The sequence below is a fragment of the Amycolatopsis ultiminotia genome, assembly GCF_039536925.1.
GTDB classification, from domain to species: Bacteria; Actinomycetota; Actinomycetes; order Mycobacteriales; family Pseudonocardiaceae; genus Amycolatopsis; species Amycolatopsis ultiminotia.
The window spans coordinates 342747-360506 of sequence record NZ_BAAAZN010000001.1 but is presented as its reverse complement, the minus strand read 5'-3'; the positions used below and the strand labels follow the sequence as shown (position 1 = coordinate 360506).

Here is a 17760-nt window from a genome sequence, read left to right as displayed (position 1 = left end):
GCTCACCGGATGGCGACCAGGACGTGATCGTCGCCGGACTGCCACATCGGGGCCACGCTGCCGAACCCGGCGGCGCGCAACAGTCCGATGTGGTCCTCGGCGGTGAGTCCGTTGCCGTGGTGCCGGTGCTGCTGATGACTGTCGTGCCCGGCACCCGCCGGGCCGGCACCGTCCTGGCCCGTACCATCCTCGGCCGCACTGTCCTTTGCGGACTGCCGGGCGGCGCGGGCACGAGCGAGACCGGCGAACTGCGGGTCCGCGAGAATGGCGTCCCACCAGGGCAGCCATTCCTCGTTGTCCTGCACACCGGCTCGGGTGGCCCGGCGATCCCGGACGGCCAGTGCCAGCTCGTTCAGCCGTTCGTCGGCGAACCCGAGATGATCACCGTCGATCAGCACCCCGCCGGAGGGCATCCGGGCGGCCAGTGCGCGGTAGAGCCGCCCGAGGTCGTCGGCGGACAGCCAGTGCAGTGCGGTGGTGGACACCGCGGCGTGCACGGTGGCGGGCACCGCCGCCGCCCAGGAGTCTCCGCCGAGGTCGGCGTCGACCCATTCGACGGCGGTCCCGTAGTGCGCGCGGGCAAGGCCGAGCAGCAACGGGTCCGAGTCGATCCCGACGACCGTGGCCGACGGCAGGCGCTCCCGCACCCGCGCGGCCAGCGAACCCGGACCGCAGCCGAGGTCGAGCACGACCGGCTCGGCCACCTCCTGCACCGCCAGCTCGACGACGTCGCAGATCACCGCGAACCGTTCCTCGCGGTCCGCGACGTAGCGCTCCTGCTGGGCATCCCAGCGCTGCATCCAGGCAGCCGCCGCTGCGCTCGACACGGTCTCCGCCCCCATGCCGCACCTCCGTGACTGTCGATGAGAAGATTGCCAGTGACGACCCTAGGGTACGAGGAGATGACTGGTCAAGTGAACTTCGACAGTCACACCAGTGAGGTGGTCGCCGCCGCCGTGCTGGCGGTCAACGCACTCACGCCGGGGTACGCACGGGGCCGCGCATACTCCGCCACGGATCCCGCCGAGCAGCTGCGGGAACTGGCGGCCCGGACCCCCCGTCCTCGCCAAGCGTCCACCGCGGACATCGAACAGCTGCGCACGTACGCCGTGCGGTTGCGCGAGGTCTTCACCGCGGTCGACGACGGACGGATCGACGACGCCTGCGAACGGCTCAACGCACTGTTGCGGGACACGCTGGCCGCACCGGTGCTCGCCCGGCACGACGGCGAACCGTGGCATCTGCACTTCCACGCGGTGGACGCGGAATGGGCACGCTCGTGGGCCGCACCGATGGCGACCGGGCTCGCGTTCGTGCTCGGCACCCCGGACCACGACCGGCTCGGCGTCTGCACCGCACCGGCGTGCGACCGGGTGTTCGTGGACGTCTCCCGCAACGGCACCCGGCGGTTCTGCTCCACCGCATGCCAGAACCGGGTCAAGGCGGCCGCTTTCCGCGCGCGGCAACGGGACTGACCCCGAAGGCCGGTGGCACCAAGAGCGTTTCAGCCCAGCCGGTCGAACGCCTCGGTCACCGCGGCGGCCAGCCGGTCGCCGCGGGCAGAGTGGCCCGCGGGCACCGTCACGCACACCGTGAACCGGTCCGCCCAGGTCATCAGGCCGACCGCGACCGGAACCCCGGGGGCGAGCGACAGCACCGGGTACACCGTGCGCACCCGCGCACCGTTCAGCACCACCGGTGCGCGGGCTCCGGGCAGCACCGAGGCGATCACGCTGAACCAGGTGCCGCGGTAGACGAGCCGGGCCAGCCGGTGGTGCAGCCACGGCGGCAGGACGCCCAGTACGCGCACCACGGCGTTGCCCGCGCGCGGTGCCCCGCGGCCGACCTGGGCGGCCAGTAGCTCGTGGGTCGCGCGCACCCGGTCGGGCAACGGCATCGGGCCGGTCGGCAGATCCACCGACGCGGCGCCGGTGTGGTTGCCGAGCTGCCGGAACGTGCCGGTGTCGCGGATCGACATCGGGATCAGCACCCGCATCCGCTCCGGGGCGTCCGCGGCGAGCTCACGATGCAGTGCCTCGGCGACGAGCGCCAGCACGAGATCGGTGGTCGGCACCCCGATCCGCCGCGCGGCGGCCCGCACCTGCGGCGCGGCGAGATGAGCTCGCACGTAATGCCTTCGCGGACCGTCAATCCGCTTCTCCCACCGCACCCGGGGCGCGGCGCCTGCCTTGGCCAGCGCCCACACTCCGCGCGCCAGCTCCGCGGCCGCACCCCGGCGCACGCCGCCACCCGGCGCCGGTTCCGTCCGGGCGCGCACCCGCCGCAAGAAGTTCCGATCCCCGCCCCCCGGCACCGGCTCTCGCCAGGAGCGCAGCCGCCGCAGGAAATCCCGGCGCCGGGGGGCGGGGGGCGGTGCGACCACCGCGACCTTCCCCCTCGCCTGGCCGACCAGCGCGCTGATCACCGCGATACCGTCACTGGCCGCATGGTGCAGGGCGATCAGCAGCGCACCCTGTCCCCCTTCGATCCCGGTCACCAGACGAGCGCGGACCGGATGCTCCGGAGTGACCGCAACGGAGAAGAACTCGTCCATCGCCTCGGTCACCGCGGTGTCCAGCTCCGCGTCGGGACCGACCTGGACGTCGGTGAGCACGTCCGCCGCGGACCGCGCCGGGTCCTCCTGCCACTTCGGCCGCCACAACCCGCTGCCGGGCAGCAGCCGGGCACGCAGGCCGGGCGTCGCCGAGACCAGGTGCTCCGCGTCCGCGCGGGTCACCGGTGAACCGTCGGCCTTCGGATCGAACAGCAGTACCGCGCCGACCTGTTGCGGTACCTCGGGCGTGGCGACGTGCAGGAACAGCGAGTCCTCCGCACGCAGCCGCCGCGGCGCCGGGTTCCGCGCCTCCGAAACGAGTGATTCCAGCGCCCGCACCAGGGGGGTCGCCGTCTCGCTGTGCCGGGCAGCCGCCTCGGCCATCGCCTTGAGCCGCTCCGGTTCGGACAGCAGTGCCCGCACCGTCGCGGTCAGTTCACCGTCCTTTTCGGACACCAGGGCGAGCCCGGCCGCGGCCATCAGCGCGGCGTTCGCCCGCCCGTGCGCGGCGATCGGCCGGTGCATCAGCAGCGGACGGCCACACGCCAGCGCCTCCAGCCCGGTCGCCCCGCCCGCGTTGGTCACCACCACGTCCGACGCGATTGTGTAGCGCGCCATTTCGTCGGTCCAGCCGAGCACGCGCAGCCGGGGTTCCGGCAGCGCGCGCAACCGCTGCGCGAGCGCCTCGTTCCGCCCGCAGACCACGACCGGCAGCACGTCCGGATCCGCGGCCAGCAGCTCGTGCACGGTCTCCTCGACGTCGCCGAACCCGAGCGACCCGCAGGACACGAGCGCGACGAACGCATCCGGCGGCAGATCGAGGTGCTGCCGGGCACCGGTCCGGTCCCCCGGCCGGAACTGCGCGCGCACCGGCGGCGCGGACACCCCGACGTGCGCCGCGGGCGAGCAGCGCAACGCAGGCTCCACCGCGACGTCGTGCATCACCATGGTCAGGTCCGCCGAGCCGTAGACCCAGAACGGATGCGGCGCGAAATCCGAGACCCACGCGCCGATCGGCGCGTCGAGCCTGCCGCGGCGGCGCAGCCAGGCCAGCCCCGCGGTGCCCATCGGATAGGTCGAGAGCACCAGATCCGGCGCGAACCGGGCGACCGGCTTCGCCAGCCGCCGCCCGCACCAGACCGCGGTGCACCAGCGGCTGGCCGCGGCGAACCAGGCGATCCGCCCGATCGCACGGTAGAAGAACTCGTACAGCCACGGGGTGGTCTCGACGTTCGCGACGTAGATGCGGCGGAACAGCGGCCCGAAGCCGGGACCGAGCGCCTCGAGTGCGTCGATCCAGCGCACGGTCGCATCCGGCCAGCGCTGCCGGACCGCGCCCTCCAGCGCCCGTCCGGTGGCGTTGTGCCCTTCCCCCATGTCCGCGGAGACGATCAGCACGCGCTCCACCGTGCCCCCTTCGACTAACAGGTGGACCCGGCCAGACCGTACCCGTCGTCCGGGTCCGATCCCGGGCGTTCCGCCTCGGTGTGTTCGGCGGATTCGCCCGGCTGGTCGACCGACAGGTGCGAGGCCCTCGTCGAGAGCATCGCGATGCCGATCACGATCACCAGGCCGCCCAGTGCCTCGCCGAACAGCGCGAGCGGTGTGCCGTTCGCCGACTCGCCCATCCAGGACAGCCCGATCGCGACCCCGACGAGCGGGTCCAGCGCGGTGATCACGGCGAGCGCCGGGGTGAGGAACCGGCCCTGCTGGAAGGTGTTCTGGCTGAGCAGGAACCCGAGCGGGCCGACAACGCACACGATGTAGAGCGTCCAGTGCTTGAACGGCTCGTCGATGCCCGCCCGGAACTGGCCCGCGACGACCTTCATCAGGCCCGCGGTCAGGCCGTAGAGCACGCCGGTGGCGACCGCGAGGCCGAGCACGCGCAGCGAACCGGACCGGCTGTAGGCGGCGAACCCGAGCCCGATCAGGGTGAGCGCGGCCAGCGCGATGCCCAGCGGCAGCAGCGCCGACCCGGTGAGCAGCACGTCGCCGTTGCCGCTGGGCCGGGCGACCACGAGGAACGCGGCCAGCCCCGCCACGCACAGCAGTCCGCCGAAGCTCATCACCCGGTCGGGACGCCGCCGCTCGAGCCGGGCGGAGAGGAAGCCCGCGAACATCAGCGACGTCACCAGCAGCGGCTGGACCAGCAGCAACGGACCGTAGGCGAGGGCGACGAGCTGCAGGACCAGCCCCAGCACGGTGGCCGCGATGCCGATCAGCCACAATGGTCGTCCGACGAGCCGCCGGAACAGCGTGAGGTCGAGCGGCTTGCCGGTCTCCACCTCCTTGGTGGCCCTCGCCTGTGCGGCGCTCGCGAGCCCCATGCACGCCGCACCCAGCACCGCGGCGGGTACGGCCACGAACAGCGACACCCCCGTGGCGGCAGTCATGGAATACTCACCTCACACCATTCCCATCCGGCGTGCCTATGCTGTGGACGTGCCGGAGCCGTGGAGGGGACCGGTCGACCCGCGCACCGGAGGTAGCTGACACCGCATGCGACACCATCTGACGATCGACCTCCCCTCGTTCCGCAATCTCCTGGTGGGCGGAGGCCGGCATCTCCTGGAGTCGACGCTGGTCCCGGCCGGCCTCTTCTACCTCCTGCTGACCCTGGTGAGCTTCGACAGCGGCGTGCTCGCCGCGCTGTGCTGGTCGGTCACCGTCGTGCTGACCCGGCTCGTGCTGCGCAAGCCGGTGCCCGCCGTGCTGCTGCTGACCACCGCACTGCTGGTCGCGCGCACCGTATTGGGCCTGGTCACCGGCAGCGCATTCCTGTACTTCCTGCAGCCGACCCTACAGAACTTCGTGGTCGCGAGCCTGTTCCTGGTGTCCGCGCCGTTCAACAAACCGCTGCTCGCGCGGCTGGCGGGCGACTTCTGCTCGTTCCCGGACACCCTGTCCGGCCACCCCGGCATGCGGCGGTTCTTCCAGCGGGTCTCGCTGCTGTGGGCACTCGTCTTCGCGGTGAACGGCGCGGTCACGCTGGTGCTGCTGGCGAAGGCCACGGTGGGCAACTTCCTGATGGTCAGCACCGCCGGTTCGTACAGCCTGGTCGGGCTCGCCATCCTCGGCTCGCTGTGGTGGTTCCGGCGTTCGCTGCGCTCGGAAGGCATCGTGCTGCGGATGGGCAGGCGGCCCGCGGCCCTGCCGGTCGGCTGATGCCCGGCTTCGGCACCGCACTGGTCACCGGGGCGTCCGCCGGCATCGGCGCGGCCACCGCGCGGATACTCGCCGCCGGCGGCACGCACGTCCTGCTGCACGGCCGCGACCGGGACCGCCTCGCCGCGCTCGCCACCGAGACCGGCGGTACCGCACTGGTCGCCGACCTCGCCGAACCGGGCGAGGCGACCCGGCTCGCGGACCGCGTGCTGGCCCTGTCCGGTTCGCTCGATCTGCTGGTGCACAACGCCGGACTCGGCTGGGCCGGACCGCTGCCCGAACTGCCCGCCGACCGGCTCACGCGGCTGGTCGCGGTGAACCTGACCGCACCGCTGGAGCTGACCAGGGCACTGCTGCCGTCGATGCTGGAGCGGCGCCACGGCCGAATCGTGTTCGTCACCTCGATCGCCGGGCGCACCGGGGTGGCCGGCGAAGCGGTGTACGCAGCCACCAAATCGGGCCTCGACGCGTTCGCCGACAGCCTCCGCTTCGAGCTCGACGGCACCGGGGTGACGGTGGGCGTGGTCGTGCCGGGAGTCGTCCGCACCGAATTCTTCGAACGCCGGGGCCGTCCCTACACCCGCAGTTCGCCGCGGCCGATCAGTGCCGAACGCGTGGCCGCTGCCGTCGTGCGGGCCGCCGGGAAACCCGGCGACTACTACCTGCCGCGGTGGCTGCGGGTGCCGGTGGCGCTGCGTGGCGTGGTCCCCGGCGCATACCGGGCGCTCGCGACGCGCTTCGGGGCGGAAAGCTGACCGGTCCACCGCACCTCCTCCCACGACGCCGGTTCGGGCATTCCTGAACTTAGCCCTGCTAAGCATCGGGGGCATCAGGGTTATTCCCCAGATCACGCGGGTTCGCCCGGATTTCCGGGTGGCCCCCAGCCCAGTGCCAGCAGCAGGGTGGCCCGCGACGCGGGATCGTCCAGCGACGGCCCGAACAGCTCGTGCAGCCTGCCGAGCCGGTAGGACACCGTCTGCGGGTGGATGTGCAGGTCCTCGGCCACCGCTTTGCGGTCACCCAGATGCAGCAGCCACGAGGTAAGCGTGGTGGACAGCCGTTCCCGCGACGAGTCGTTCAGCTCGGCCAGCGGGGCCAGCACCTGCTCGCGCAGCGCGTCGAGCAGCCGGTCGTCACGGTGCACGATGATCGCGTCGAGGTGCTCGTCGGCGAACACCGGATCGTCGCTGAGCAGGTGGTCCCGGCGCAGCCGGGCGGTGACCTCGGCGATCCGCAGGCTGGCGGGGAGCCGGTCGACCGGCACCGACGCGCCCACCACCGCGCCGGCGCCGCGCAGCGCCCGCGCCAGCCACGCCCGCCGTCCCGGCCCGCCCGGATCGGGCACGATCGTGACCAGCAGGCCAGGACGGCGCAACCGCAGGCAGGTGTCGTCGAGCCGGGACACCAGCTCCCGGCCCAGCTCGTTGTCGTCCTCCACCAGCACGACCGCCGCCTGGCGGGGCAGCCGCCACACCGCCCGCGTCGCGGCGGCCCGGACCGTGGCCATGTCCGCGCGGTCGGACAGCAGCAGTTCGGTCAGATCGTCGCGCAGGCGTTCGCGGACCCGCACCCCGTCGGACTGTTCCTGCAGGTACCCGCGCAACGACGATTCCGACAGCTGGTCCACGAGCGCGAACACGGTGGTGGCCAGCGAGGCGAACAGCTCGGCGGGCACCTCGAGCTCGAGTGCCACCTCCGACACGTGCCGCCACGCGATGCGCGCGCCGACCCGGTAGGCGGACAGCAGGCTGGTGACCCGCCGTCCCTGGCGATACTGGGTGCGGCCGATCTCCTCGAACACCACCTGCTCGACCCCGGAACCGAGCTCCGGCGGGTCCTGCTCGCCCGCCTCGGCGGCAAGGTTGATCAGCCGCCGCACGAACCCCGTGCTCGCGGTGACGATTTCGGCCAGTTCCTCGGTGAGGAATTCCGCGTAATCCGGGTGCTGGTCGACCAACTGGTCGCGGACCTCGTTGAGGATCGCCGGCAGCCGCCTGGTCACGACGGATTCCAGCTCGCCCATCCGGGTCACCTGATCTGGTCCCATCTCCTCCGGGCCGTCCCTCCGTCGATGCCTGCGGGTCCCCGAGCCGCCGCCCTATCCTCACCCCACTTTGTCGTCTCGTGCCAAGTCGAAGCCAGCAAAATTCTCCTTCCGGTTGCAGAAGACGCCCATCCGGGCGCGCCAGACTTGCTTCGATGACATCCACTTCACCCGGCCGTCACAGTCCGGATGCGGACGGTCTGCCGGCGAAGCGGCACGCGGAGAACTTCCCGGTCGCGCTGCGGCTTCTGCCGCGGCGGCTGCGCGACGACCTCGTCGCGGTCTACGGCGTCGCGCGCACCATCGACGACCTCGGCGACGAGGCCGAGGGCGACCGGGTCGCCCAGCTCGAGGCGTTCGACGAGGAGCTGTCCGCGGTGTTCGGCGGTGCCGAGGCCGCACATCCGGCGCTGCGCGCGCTGGTCCCGGCGATCCGGGCGGGGCGGGTCGAGGAGGAACCGTTCCGGCACCTCGTCCAGGCGAACCTGCAGGACCAGCACGTGCTGCGCTACCCGGCCTACGCCGACCTGCGAGCCTACTGCCGGCTGTCCGCCGATCCGGTCGGCCGGATCGTGCTTTCGCTGCTGGACGTGCACGACGAGAAGGCGACCGGGCTGTCCGACCGGATCTGCAGCGGTCTGCAGCTGGTGGAGCACTGGCAGGACGTCGGCGAGGACTACCGCGCCGGGCGGATCTACCTGCCGCAGGAGGACCTCGCCGCGTTCGGGGTCGCCGAGGAGGACCTGGGCGCCGCGCACGCGTCGCCCCGCTTGAAAGAGCTGATGCGCTGGGAAACCGACCGCGCCGCCGTCCTGCTGGGCAGCGGCGCGGATCTCGTCGGGCTGCTGCCGGGGTGGGGGCGGCTCGCGGTGAGCGGCTTCCTGGCCGGCGGGCTCGCCGCGGTGGACGCGCTGCGCGCGAGCCGCGGGGACGTGCTCGCCGCCCCGGCCCGCCCGAGCCGGGCCGGGGTACTGGGCTGGCTGGGCTGGCTCCAGGTGAGCGCGAGGACAGGGAGGCGGTCCGGATGACCACGGTCGAAGACGCGTACACGCACTGCGCGCAGGTCACCAGGGAACAGGCACGCAACTTCTACTACGGGATCCGGCTGCTGCCACCGGACAAGCGGTCCGCGCTGTGCGCGGTGTACGCGCTCGCCCGGATCATCGACGACATCGGCGACGACACCGAGCAGCCCGCCGAGGCGAAGCTCCAGGGCCTCGCCGGGGTGCGCAAGTCGCTCGGCGACCTGTCGGCGAGCACCGATCCGGTCCACCTCGCGGTCGCCGACGCGGCCCGCCGCTACCCGATCCCGCTCGGTGCGTTCGAGGAACTGCTGGACGGCGTCGAGATGGACGTGACCGGCCGCGAGTACCTGCGGTTCGAGGAACTGGTGGAGTACTGCCGCTGCGTCGCCGGTTCGGTCGGCAGGCTGTGCCTCGGCGTGTTCGGCAGCAGACCGGAACCGGATGCCCCGACCTACGCCGACGAACTGGGCATCGCCTTGCAGCAGACCAACATCCTGCGCGACATCCGGGAGGATCTGCTCAACGGCCGGGTGTATCTGCCGAAGGAGGAGCTCGACCGGTTCGGGGTCGGGCTTTCGGTCGGCGAAGACGGCAGGCTGGCCGATCCGGGCGGCGGCCTGACCGCGTTGATCCGGGAAAGCACCGCGCGGGCACGGGACTGGTACGCCCGCGGCCTGCGGCTGGTCCCCTCGCTCGATCGCCGCAGCGCCGCCTGCTGCACCGCGATGTCGGGCATCTACCGCACCCTGCTGGACCGGATCGACGAGCAGCCGTCCCGCGTGTTCGACCGACGGCTTTCGCTGTCCGGCCGGGAAAAGGCGGTGGTGGCGGTCCGCGCGCTCACCGGGATCCGACGATGAGCACCCCGGTCGCGGTGGTCGGCGGCGGGCTCGCGGGCATCGCCACCGCACTCGCCTGTGTGGACGCCGGGCGCCGGGTGACGCTGTTCGAGGCGCGCCCGCACCTCGGCGGGCTCACCCATTCGTTCAGCCGCGACGGCCTGCACGTGGACAACGGCCAGCACGTGTTCCTCCGCTGCTGCACCGCTTACCGCGCGCTGCTGGACCGGCTCGGCGTCGCCGACCGGGTGCTGCTGCAGCCACGGCTGGAAATCCCGATCCGTACGCCCGGTGCGCCGGAGGCGGCCTGGCTGCGCCGCGGTGATCTGCCCGCACCGCTGCACCTGGCGGGTTCCCTGCTGCGGTACGAGCCACTGCGTCCGCTGGACCGGGCCCGGTTCGCCCTCGCCGCGCTCGCGCTGCGCCGGGTGGACCCGGCCGACGATCGCACCGACCGCCAGTCGTTCGGGGAATGGCTGCGCCGGCACGGGCAGAGCGCGGCGGCGATCGAAGCGCTGTGGGACCTGGTCGGCGTGGCAACGCTCAACGCGACCGCGGACGAGGCGTCGCTGAGTCTCGCCGCCACCGTCTTCCAGGAGGGTCTGCTCACCGATCCCGCCGCGGCCGACATCGGCTGGTCGCTGGTGCCGTTGCGGGAACTGCACGGCGATCCGGCGCTCGCCCGGCTCACCGAGGCCGGCGCCGAAGTGCGGACCGGCACGAAGGTCCGCGAGCTCACCGCAGACGAGGGCGCCTGGCGGCTGCGCACCGATGCGGGCCCGGAAACGTTCGGACAGGTCGTGCTCGCCACGCCACCACCGGTCACCGAACGGCTCGCACCGCCGGGTGCGATCCGGCTGCCGGACGGCTGGTCCGGCGGGCTCGGCTCGTCGCCGATCGTCAACGTGCACGTGGTGCTGGACCGGAAGGTGCTCGACGAGCCGTTCGTGGCCGGGGTACGCACCCCGGTGCAGTGGGTGTTCGACCGCACCGCACAGTCCGGGCTGGCCGGTGGGCAGTACCTCGCGATGTCGTTGTCCGCCGCGGACGCCGAGATCGACTTGCCCGCCGCGACGTTGCGGGAACGGCTGCTGCCGGAGCTGACCGGGCTGCTGCCCGAGGTCCGTACCGCGCAGGTGCTGGATTTCTTCGTCACCCGCGAGCGGCACGCGACGTTCCGGCCGGGTCCGGGTACCGCGTCGCTGCGCCCGCCCGCGACGACCGCCGCGGCCGGGCTCTACCTGGCAGGCGCGTGGACCGCCACCGGCTGGCCCGCGACGATGGAGGGCGCGGCCCGCAGCGGTGCGGCCGCGGCCGTCGCCCTCCTCGAACAGAACGTGCCCGAGAAGAAGGAGGGAGTCGGAGCATGACCACCGGCGTGTTTTCTTCCGCGGAGACGGCATCATGACCGCCACCATGCGATCCGCAGCGGCCAGGGCGGTTCCGGACGTGCTCGGCCGCACCCGCGACGTGGTCCAGCCCGCGTTGCGCACCGCTGTCGACCGGCTGGACGAGACCAGCCGTGCGATCAGCGCCTACCACCTCGGCTGGACCGACGCACACGGCGTGCCGTCGCAGGGCAACGGCGGCAAGGCGGTGCGCTCGGCGCTCGCCGTGGTGTCCGCACAAGCCGCCGGCGCACAGCCGGAGACCGGGGTGCCCGGCGCGGTAGCCGTGGAGCTGGTGCACAACTTCTCACTCGTCCACGACGATTTGATGGACGGTGACACCGAACGCAGGCACCGGCCGACGGTGTGGTCGCTGTGGGGCTCGGCGAGTGCGATCCTCACCGGCGACGCCATGCTCGCGCTCGCCCAGGAAGTGGTGCTGGACAGTGGTTCCCCGCAGGCGGTGCCGGCCGCGCGGCTGCTGGCCGAGACCACCCGGCGGCTGATCAAGGGCCAGGTGCTCGACGTCGAGTTCGAACAGCGCGACGACGTGACGCTCGAGGAATGCGTGGAGATGGCAGGCGGTAAGACCGGTGCGCTGCTGTCCGGGAGTGCCGCGATCGGCGCGGTGCTCGCCGGCGCACCTGCCGAGGTGGTCGACGCGCTGGCGGTGTTCGGCGAGGAGATCGGGCTCGCCTTCCAGCTCGTGGACGACGTGCTCGGCATCTGGGGTGACCCCGTGGTGACCGGCAAGCCGGTGTTCTCCGATCTGCGGGCCCGCAAGAAGTCGCTGCCGATCACCTACGCCACGACGCACGGCGGCGAGCCCGGCCGGGAACTGGCCGGATGGCTCGCCGGACCGGAACCCGCCGACGAGACCGACCTGGCCCGCGCGGCCGCGCTCGTGCAGGCCGCGGGTGGCCGCGAGTGGGCCACCGCCGAGGCCGCGCGCCGGGTGGCCGGCGCCGAACAGGCGCTGGCCGCGATCCCGGCGGGACCGCGCGGCGAGCTGACCGACATCGCCCGTTTCATCGTGCACCGGGAGGCGTGATGACCCAGACCGTTCCGGAGACCACAGGCAGTCCCGTCCCCGCGCGGCGGACCCCCGAGCAGACCCTGGCCGCGGGCGTCGGGTTCCTGCGCCGCGAACAGCATCCGGCGGGCTGGTGGAAGGGCGAGCTGGCCACCAACGTCACGATGGACGCCGAAGACCTGCTGCTGCGCCATTTCCTGGGCATCCTCACCCCGCAGGTCGCCGAGGAGTCGGCGCGCTGGATCCGTTCGCAGCAACGCGCGGACGGCACCTGGGCGACGTTTCCCGGCGGGCCCGCCGACCTGTCCACCACGGTCGAGGCGTGGGTGGCGCTGCGGCTGGCCGGTGATCCGCCGGACGCACCGTGGCTGACCTCGGCCGCCGGGTTCGTCCGCGGGCACGGCGGGCTCGAGGGAACGCGGGTGTTCACCCGGATCTGGCTGGCGCTGTTCGGCCAGTGGTCCTGGGACGAGCTGCCGAACCTGCCACCGGAGCTGGTCTTCCTGCCGTCCTGGTTCCCGCTCAACGTTTACGATTTCGCGTGCTGGGCACGGCAGACCATCGTGCCGCTCACCGTCGTCGGCACGCTGCGGCCGGTGCGCGCCCTGCCGTTCGACGTGGCGGAGCTGCGGATCGGGAAGACCCCGGCGAAAACGCGCGCACCGTGGACCTGGGACGGGCTTTTCCAGAACCTCGACACCGCACTGCACGCGTACGCGAAACTGCCGTTCAACCCGGTGCGCAAGGTCGCGCTGAAACAGGCCGCGGAATGGATCCTGGCGCGGCAGGAGGCCGACGGGTCCTGGGGTGGCATCCAGCCGCCGTGGGTCTATTCGATCCTGGCCCTGCACCTGCTCGGCTACCCGCTGACGCACCCCGCGCTCAAGGCAGGGCTGGCCGGGCTCGAGGGCTTCACCATCCGCGAGGAAACCGAGCAGGGCTGGGTGCGCAGGCTGGAGGCGTGCCAGTCCCCGGTGTGGGACACCGCGCTGGCGATGAACGCACTGCTCGACGCCGGGGTCTCCGCCGGCGACGAAACCCTGGTGCAGGCCGCGGAATGGATGCTGGGCGAGGAAATCCGGGTGCCGGGCGACTGGGCGGTGCGCCGTCCGGCGCTGGACCCCGGCGGGTTCGCCTTCGAGTTCGCCAACGACAACTACCCGGACACCGACGACACCGCGGAAGTGGTGCTCGCGGTGCGCCGCATGGGCAAACCCGACCATCTGCGGATCAGGGCCGCGGTCGACCGCAGTGTGCGCTGGCTGGAGGGCATGCAGTCCGGCGACGGCGGATGGGGTGCCTTCGACGCGGACAACACCCGGGTGCTCGCCACGAAACTGCCGTTCTGCGATTTCGGCGCGGTGATCGATCCGCCGTCCGCGGACGTGACCGCGCACGTGGTGGAAATGCTGGCCGCGGAAGGCAAAACCGACAGCAGGCAGTGCCGGCGCGGGGTGCGATGGATGCTGGACAACCAGGAGCCCGACGGATCCTGGTTCGGCCGTTGGGGCGCGAACTACGTGTACGGCACCGGCGCGGTCGTGCCCGCACTGGTCGCCGCGGGCGTCCCCGGCCGTGATCCGCGGATCCGGCGGGCAGTGCAGTGGCTTGCCGAGCACCAGAACGCCGACGGCGGATGGGGCGAGGACCTGCGGTCCTACGACGATCCCGCGTGGGCCGGGCGCGGTGACTCCACGCCGTCGCAGACCGCGTGGGCGTTGCTGGCGCTGCTGGCCGCCGGTGAGCGCGAGTCCGAAGTGGTCACCCGAGGGGTGGCGTGGCTGTGCGACCGGCAGCGGGACGACGGCGGCTGGGACGAGGACAAGCACACCGGCACCGGGTTTCCCGGCGATTTCTACCTCGCCTACCACCTGTACCGCGTGGTGTTCCCGGTGTCCGCACTCGGCAGGTACCTGCGGGGCGGCTCGTGATCCCGGCGCTGGTCTGCACACCGTTGCGGATCGAGCAGCTGGCCGTGCGGGGCGGCGTGCACACCGGACTCGGCCCGCGCCGGTCGGCTGCTGCCGCGGCCCGGCTCCCGGCCGGGCCGCGGCTCGTGGCGGGAATCGGCGGCGGGCTGGCGCCACACGTACGCCCCGGCGACCTCGTGGTCGCCACCGAAGTACGCGCTCCGCAAGGGACGGTCCCGGTGCCGTCCGCCACCCTGCTCGCGGGCGAGCTGCGACGGCTCGGCCTGACCGTCCACACCGGACCGGTAGTCGGCAGCGACCACGTGGTGCGCGAGCGGGAACGGGTGGCGCTCGCGGAGACCGGTGCGCTGGCGGTCGACATGGAGTCGCCGTGGCTCGCCTCGCCCGGCGAACCGTTCGCCGTCGTGCGGGCCATTGTGGACACTGTCGGTGAGCCGCTGCTGCGGCCGGGCACGGTCGCGAACGGGCTCACCGGGCTGCGGCGCCTGCGTGCGGCCGCACCGGCGTTCGCCGCGTGGTCCTCGGCGCTGCGGCCCCGTGCGGTGCTGATGGCCAGCCCGCGGTCGTTCTGCGCCGGGGTGGAGCGGGCGATCGACATCGTGGAACGCGCGCTGGACAAGCACGGCGCGCCGGTCTACGTGCGGCGGCAGATCGTGCACAACACCCACGTCGTCCGCCGGCTGCAGGAGCGGGGCGCGGTGTTCGTGGACGAGGTCGCCGATGTGCCCGAAGGCGCAACGCTGGTGTTCGCCGCACACGGGGTCTCCCCCACCGTCCGGCGGGACGCAGCTGTCCGCGGACTGTCCGTGATCGACGCGACCTGCCCGTTGGTCACCAAGGTGCACAACGAAGTCCGCCGGTACAGCGGCCGCGGCGACACGGTTTTCCTGATCGGGCACGCCGAGCACGAGGAGGTGGAAGGCACCGTCGGCGAAGCACCCGACGACGTCGTGGTGGTCGGCGACGTGGCGACCGCGCGCACCGTCACCGCGCCGGACGCGGCGAAGGTCGCCTACACCATGCAGACCACATTGGCGCTCGACGAGGCCGAGGACATCGCGTCCGTGCTGCGCGAACGGTTCCCCGGGCTCGCCGCGCCCCGCAAAGACGACATCTGTTACGCCACCACCAACCGGCAGCAGGCGCTGCGCGCGATCGCACGCGAAGTGGATCTGGTGCTGGTGGTGGGATCCGGCAACTCGTCCAATTCGCGCCGGCTCGTGGAGGTCGCCGAGCGCGAGGGCACGCGGGCCGTCCTGGTGGACGGCAGTGCCGACGTCGACCTGCGCCTGCTGTCCGGCGCGGGCCGGATCGGCCTCACCGCGGGAGCCTCGGCTCCCCCGCACCTCGTGCGCGAGGTGGTCGCGGGCCTTGCCGGACTGGGACCGGTCACCGTCGCCGAAAGCCGGCTGACGGAAGAGGAAATCACGTTCACCCTACCTCGGGAGGTGCTCTGAGCCATGGCCATGCCGTTACGCCAGTCCATCCGGCTGGGCGGCTATCTGCTGAAGCAGAAGCTGCGGCGCAACGAGAAGTTCCCGCTGCTGGTCGAGCTGGAACCGCTGTTCGCGTGCAACCTCAAATGCGGCGGCTGCGGCAAGATCGCGCAGCCGCACACGCTGCTCAAGCAGCGGATGCCGGTCGAGCAGGCGGTCGGGGCGATCGAGGAGAGCGGCGCGCCGATGGTGTCCATCGCGGGCGGCGAACCGCTGATGCACCCGCAGATCGACGAGATCACCCGGCAGCTGCTGGACCGCAACAAGATCATCTTCCTGTGCACCAACGCGCTGCTGCTGTCCAAGCACATCCACAAGTTCAAGCCGCACCGCAACTTCGCGTGGATGGTGCACATCGACGGCCTCGAGGAGCGGCACGACGCCTCGGTGCGCAAACAGGGCGGGTTCCAGGCCGCGGTCGACGCGATCAAACTGGCCAAGGAAAAGGGTTTCCGGGTGATGACGAACACCACGTTCTTCACCGGGGACACCCCGCAGGACGTGATCGGCGTACTCGACTACCTCAACGATCTCGGCGTCGACAACATGCAGATCTCGCCCGGATACGCCTATGAGAAGGCCCCGGACCAGGACCACTGGCTGGGTGTGCAGCAGACGAGGGAGCTGTTCTCGAAGGCCTTCGGCGGCGGCAACCGCAAGCGGTGGCGGCTCAACCATTCGCCGGTGTTCCTCGACTTCATCGAGGGCAAACGCGATCTGGAGTGCACACCGTGGGGCATCCCGTCCTACTCGCTGCTGGGCTGGCAGCGCCCGTGCTACCTGCTCGACGACGGCTACGCGGAGACCTACCAGGAGCTGATCGAAACGACCGAGTGGGACAAGTTCGGCCGCGGCAAGGACCCGCGCTGCGACAACTGCATGGCGCACTGCGGTTACGAACCGACCGCGGTGATCGCCACGCTCGGTTCGCTGAAGGAGACGGTCCGGGCGGCCGTGGGCCACTGAGTTCCCGGCGTTCCCGGTGAAGGGCCGCGGGTTTCTTCCACCCGCGGCCCTTCACCGGACGCGGAGCAGGACGTCGTGCAGTGCCGCGCCGACGACTGCCGCGCCGGCGCGCGTCATCACGGTGCCCGCGTGGTCGGTTCCGGCGATGCGGCGAGGACGGCCCAGCACCGGCAGCGCTTCGCGGAATTCCGCGAGCGCCTCGGCGGAGTAGGCAGGCGGCGTATCCGCACCGGCACTCCACTCGGCACACACGAGTTCGGTCGGGGTGGCAAGAGCACGCCAGCGGTGTTCGCCGAAGAACACGTCCGTCGCGTCGGCCAGCACCGCTTCCCGGCCGAGCAGCACCCGGCCGTCGTCGAGATCGTGTTCGAGACAGTCGCGCAGCAGCGGATCCCGCGGGTCGAGCAGCGGATTGCTGTGGAGGAAGTACGCCAGGTACTCGTCGACGTCCGCCCAGCGCCGCGAGACCCGTTCCAGCTGCGGCGCGAACGCCGCCGGTAGCGCGTCCGGGGTCAGCCCGGCAGGCACCGCCATCGGCAGCCCGCCGTCGACGAGCACCAGCCCGCGCACCCGCCCCGGCCAGCGCGTGGCCAGCTCCACCGCGACGAAGCCGCCCATGGACATCCCGCACACCGCCACGACGTCCAGCTCCAGCGCGTCGAGCACCCGAACCAGATCTTCGGCGTGCCGGCGGACCGACGACCGCCCGGCGACCCGGTAACTGCCCGCCCGCCCCCGCAGATCCGGCATCACCAACGCGATTTCCGGCGCCTCCGCACGCAGCCAGTTCCACAACCGGCAGTTGCCCGTCAGGCCGTGCACCGCGAGCACCGCCCGCCGCCCGCCGCCGGCGACCTCCACCGCCAGCTCTCCACCCTCGACCGGCACCCGCACGGTCCTGTGTCCCGCCATACCCGCCACGGTAGCGGGTGAGCACAGTGGACGGTCCGGCACACCTCGGCCGTCCGCAGGCGGACACCCGGGCCAAGGCTTTGTCAGACCCCGCCCAGCCCCGAGACCGGCCCGCCGGTGTCCGTTGTGGACCTTCACGGTGGGAGTTCGGCAATCTTCCGGCTCGGGCCGTTCGGCAGTCCACTGGCCCAGGCCACGATCTCCGCCGGCTCGGCGCGCGCATCCGGTGCCGGCGACACCACGGCGACCGCCTCCTCGCCGAGCCGTTCGTCGAGCGAGAAATGGGACAGTTCGGCGAACGGCGCCGCACCCGGGGCCGCCTCGGCGTACGTGCGCGCCCGGCCACCCGCGCGTCCTCCGTCCCGGGTAGTTCGACGATCGAACAATTTGGGTCTAGAGTCGGACCC

General features: G+C 72.2%; 16 protein-coding genes. 10 read left to right on the top strand and 6 right to left on the bottom strand.

Annotation, left to right across the window (positions count from 1 at the left end):
• Positions 1-2: 2 nt before the first annotated feature.
• The gene (locus tag ABD793_RS01655; protein ID WP_344854451.1) at positions 3-842 is read right to left on the bottom strand and encodes a class I SAM-dependent methyltransferase; all 840 of its coding nucleotides are present in this window, start codon (positions 840-842) and stop codon (positions 3-5) included.
• A gap of 60 nt (positions 843-902) precedes the next feature.
• On the opposite strand from ABD793_RS01655, the gene ABD793_RS01650 reads away from it, so the two are divergent.
• Positions 903-1475, top strand: a complete 573-nt coding sequence (locus ABD793_RS01650) for a CGNR zinc finger domain-containing protein (protein ID WP_344854449.1) — start codon at positions 903-905, stop codon at positions 1473-1475.
• 29 nt (positions 1476-1504) lie between these two features.
• Here the strand turns inward: ABD793_RS01650 and ABD793_RS01645 are convergent, their stop codons facing one another.
• Both ABD793_RS01645 and ABD793_RS01640 read right to left on the bottom strand, forming a co-directional pair.
• On the bottom strand, positions 1505-3961 hold the full coding sequence (locus ABD793_RS01645; RefSeq protein ID WP_344854447.1) for an MGDG synthase family glycosyltransferase: 2457 nt from the start codon (positions 3959-3961) through the stop codon (positions 1505-1507).
• Positions 3962-3975: 14 nt separating this feature from the next.
• A complete protein-coding gene (locus ABD793_RS01640; protein WP_344854445.1) occupies positions 3976-4947 on the bottom strand; it encodes a DMT family transporter in 972 nt (323 codons plus the stop codon).
• Between the two features lie 106 nt (positions 4948-5053).
• On the opposite strand from ABD793_RS01640, the gene ABD793_RS01635 reads away from it, so the two are divergent.
• On the top strand, positions 5054-5719 hold the full coding sequence (locus ABD793_RS01635) for a VC0807 family protein (RefSeq protein ID WP_344854442.1): 666 nt from the start codon (positions 5054-5056) through the stop codon (positions 5717-5719).
• Positions 5719-6474, top strand: a complete 756-nt coding sequence (locus ABD793_RS01630) for an SDR family NAD(P)-dependent oxidoreductase (RefSeq protein ID WP_344854439.1) — start codon at positions 5719-5721, stop codon at positions 6472-6474. The genes ABD793_RS01635 and ABD793_RS01630 overlap by 1 nt, the downstream gene beginning before the upstream one ends.
• Before the next feature lie 92 nt (positions 6475-6566).
• On the opposite strand, the gene ABD793_RS01625 is transcribed toward ABD793_RS01630, so the two are convergent.
• Positions 6567-7742 carry a PucR family transcriptional regulator gene (locus ABD793_RS01625; protein WP_344854437.1) on the bottom strand — a complete coding sequence of 392 codons (1176 nt, stop codon included), beginning with the start codon at positions 7740-7742 and terminating at the stop codon, positions 6567-6569.
• Between the two features lie 176 nt (positions 7743-7918).
• On the opposite strand from ABD793_RS01625, the gene hpnC reads away from it, so the two are divergent.
• The 7 genes from hpnC to hpnH are packed head-to-tail and all read left to right on the top strand — an operon-like array spanning position 7919 to position 16441.
• A complete protein-coding gene (hpnC, locus tag ABD793_RS01620; RefSeq protein ID WP_344854435.1) occupies positions 7919-8791 on the top strand; it encodes a squalene synthase HpnC in 873 nt (290 codons plus the stop codon).
• A complete protein-coding gene (hpnD, locus tag ABD793_RS01615; RefSeq protein WP_344854433.1) occupies positions 8788-9648 on the top strand; it encodes a presqualene diphosphate synthase HpnD in 861 nt (286 codons plus the stop codon). Before hpnC ends, hpnD begins: the two co-directional genes overlap by 4 nt.
• Positions 9645-10997 carry a hydroxysqualene dehydroxylase HpnE gene (hpnE, locus tag ABD793_RS01610; RefSeq protein WP_344854431.1) on the top strand — a complete coding sequence of 451 codons (1353 nt, stop codon included), beginning with the start codon at positions 9645-9647 and terminating at the stop codon, positions 10995-10997. The genes hpnD and hpnE overlap by 4 nt, the downstream gene beginning before the upstream one ends.
• Before the next feature lie 34 nt (positions 10998-11031).
• Positions 11032-12066, top strand: a complete 1035-nt coding sequence (locus ABD793_RS01605; RefSeq protein ID WP_344854429.1) for a polyprenyl synthetase family protein — start codon at positions 11032-11034, stop codon at positions 12064-12066.
• Complete coding sequence (shc, locus tag ABD793_RS01600) at positions 12066-13979, top strand: squalene--hopene cyclase (RefSeq protein WP_344854427.1); 1914 nt, start codon at positions 12066-12068, stop codon at positions 13977-13979. The genes ABD793_RS01605 and shc overlap by 1 nt, the downstream gene beginning before the upstream one ends.
• The gene (gene ispH / locus ABD793_RS01595) at positions 13979-15436 is read left to right on the top strand and encodes a 4-hydroxy-3-methylbut-2-enyl diphosphate reductase (RefSeq protein ID WP_344855747.1); all 1458 of its coding nucleotides are present in this window, start codon (positions 13979-13981) and stop codon (positions 15434-15436) included. The genes shc and ispH overlap by 1 nt, the downstream gene beginning before the upstream one ends.
• A gap of 3 nt (positions 15437-15439) precedes the next feature.
• On the top strand, positions 15440-16441 hold the full coding sequence (gene hpnH / locus ABD793_RS01590; protein ID WP_344854425.1) for an adenosyl-hopene transferase HpnH: 1002 nt from the start codon (positions 15440-15442) through the stop codon (positions 16439-16441).
• Positions 16442-16492: 51 nt separating this feature from the next.
• On the opposite strand, the gene ABD793_RS01585 is transcribed toward hpnH, so the two are convergent.
• Together ABD793_RS01585 and ABD793_RS01580 are read right to left on the bottom strand one after the other, a co-directional pair.
• Positions 16493-17353, bottom strand: coding sequence for an alpha/beta fold hydrolase (locus tag ABD793_RS01585; RefSeq protein ID WP_344854423.1), 861 nt, complete (start codon positions 17351-17353; stop codon positions 16493-16495).
• A gap of 134 nt (positions 17354-17487) precedes the next feature.
• Entirely contained in the window at positions 17488-17739 is a 252-nt protein-coding gene (locus ABD793_RS01580; RefSeq protein WP_344854421.1) for a hypothetical protein, read from the bottom strand.
• Between the last annotated feature and the right edge of the window lie 21 nt (positions 17740-17760).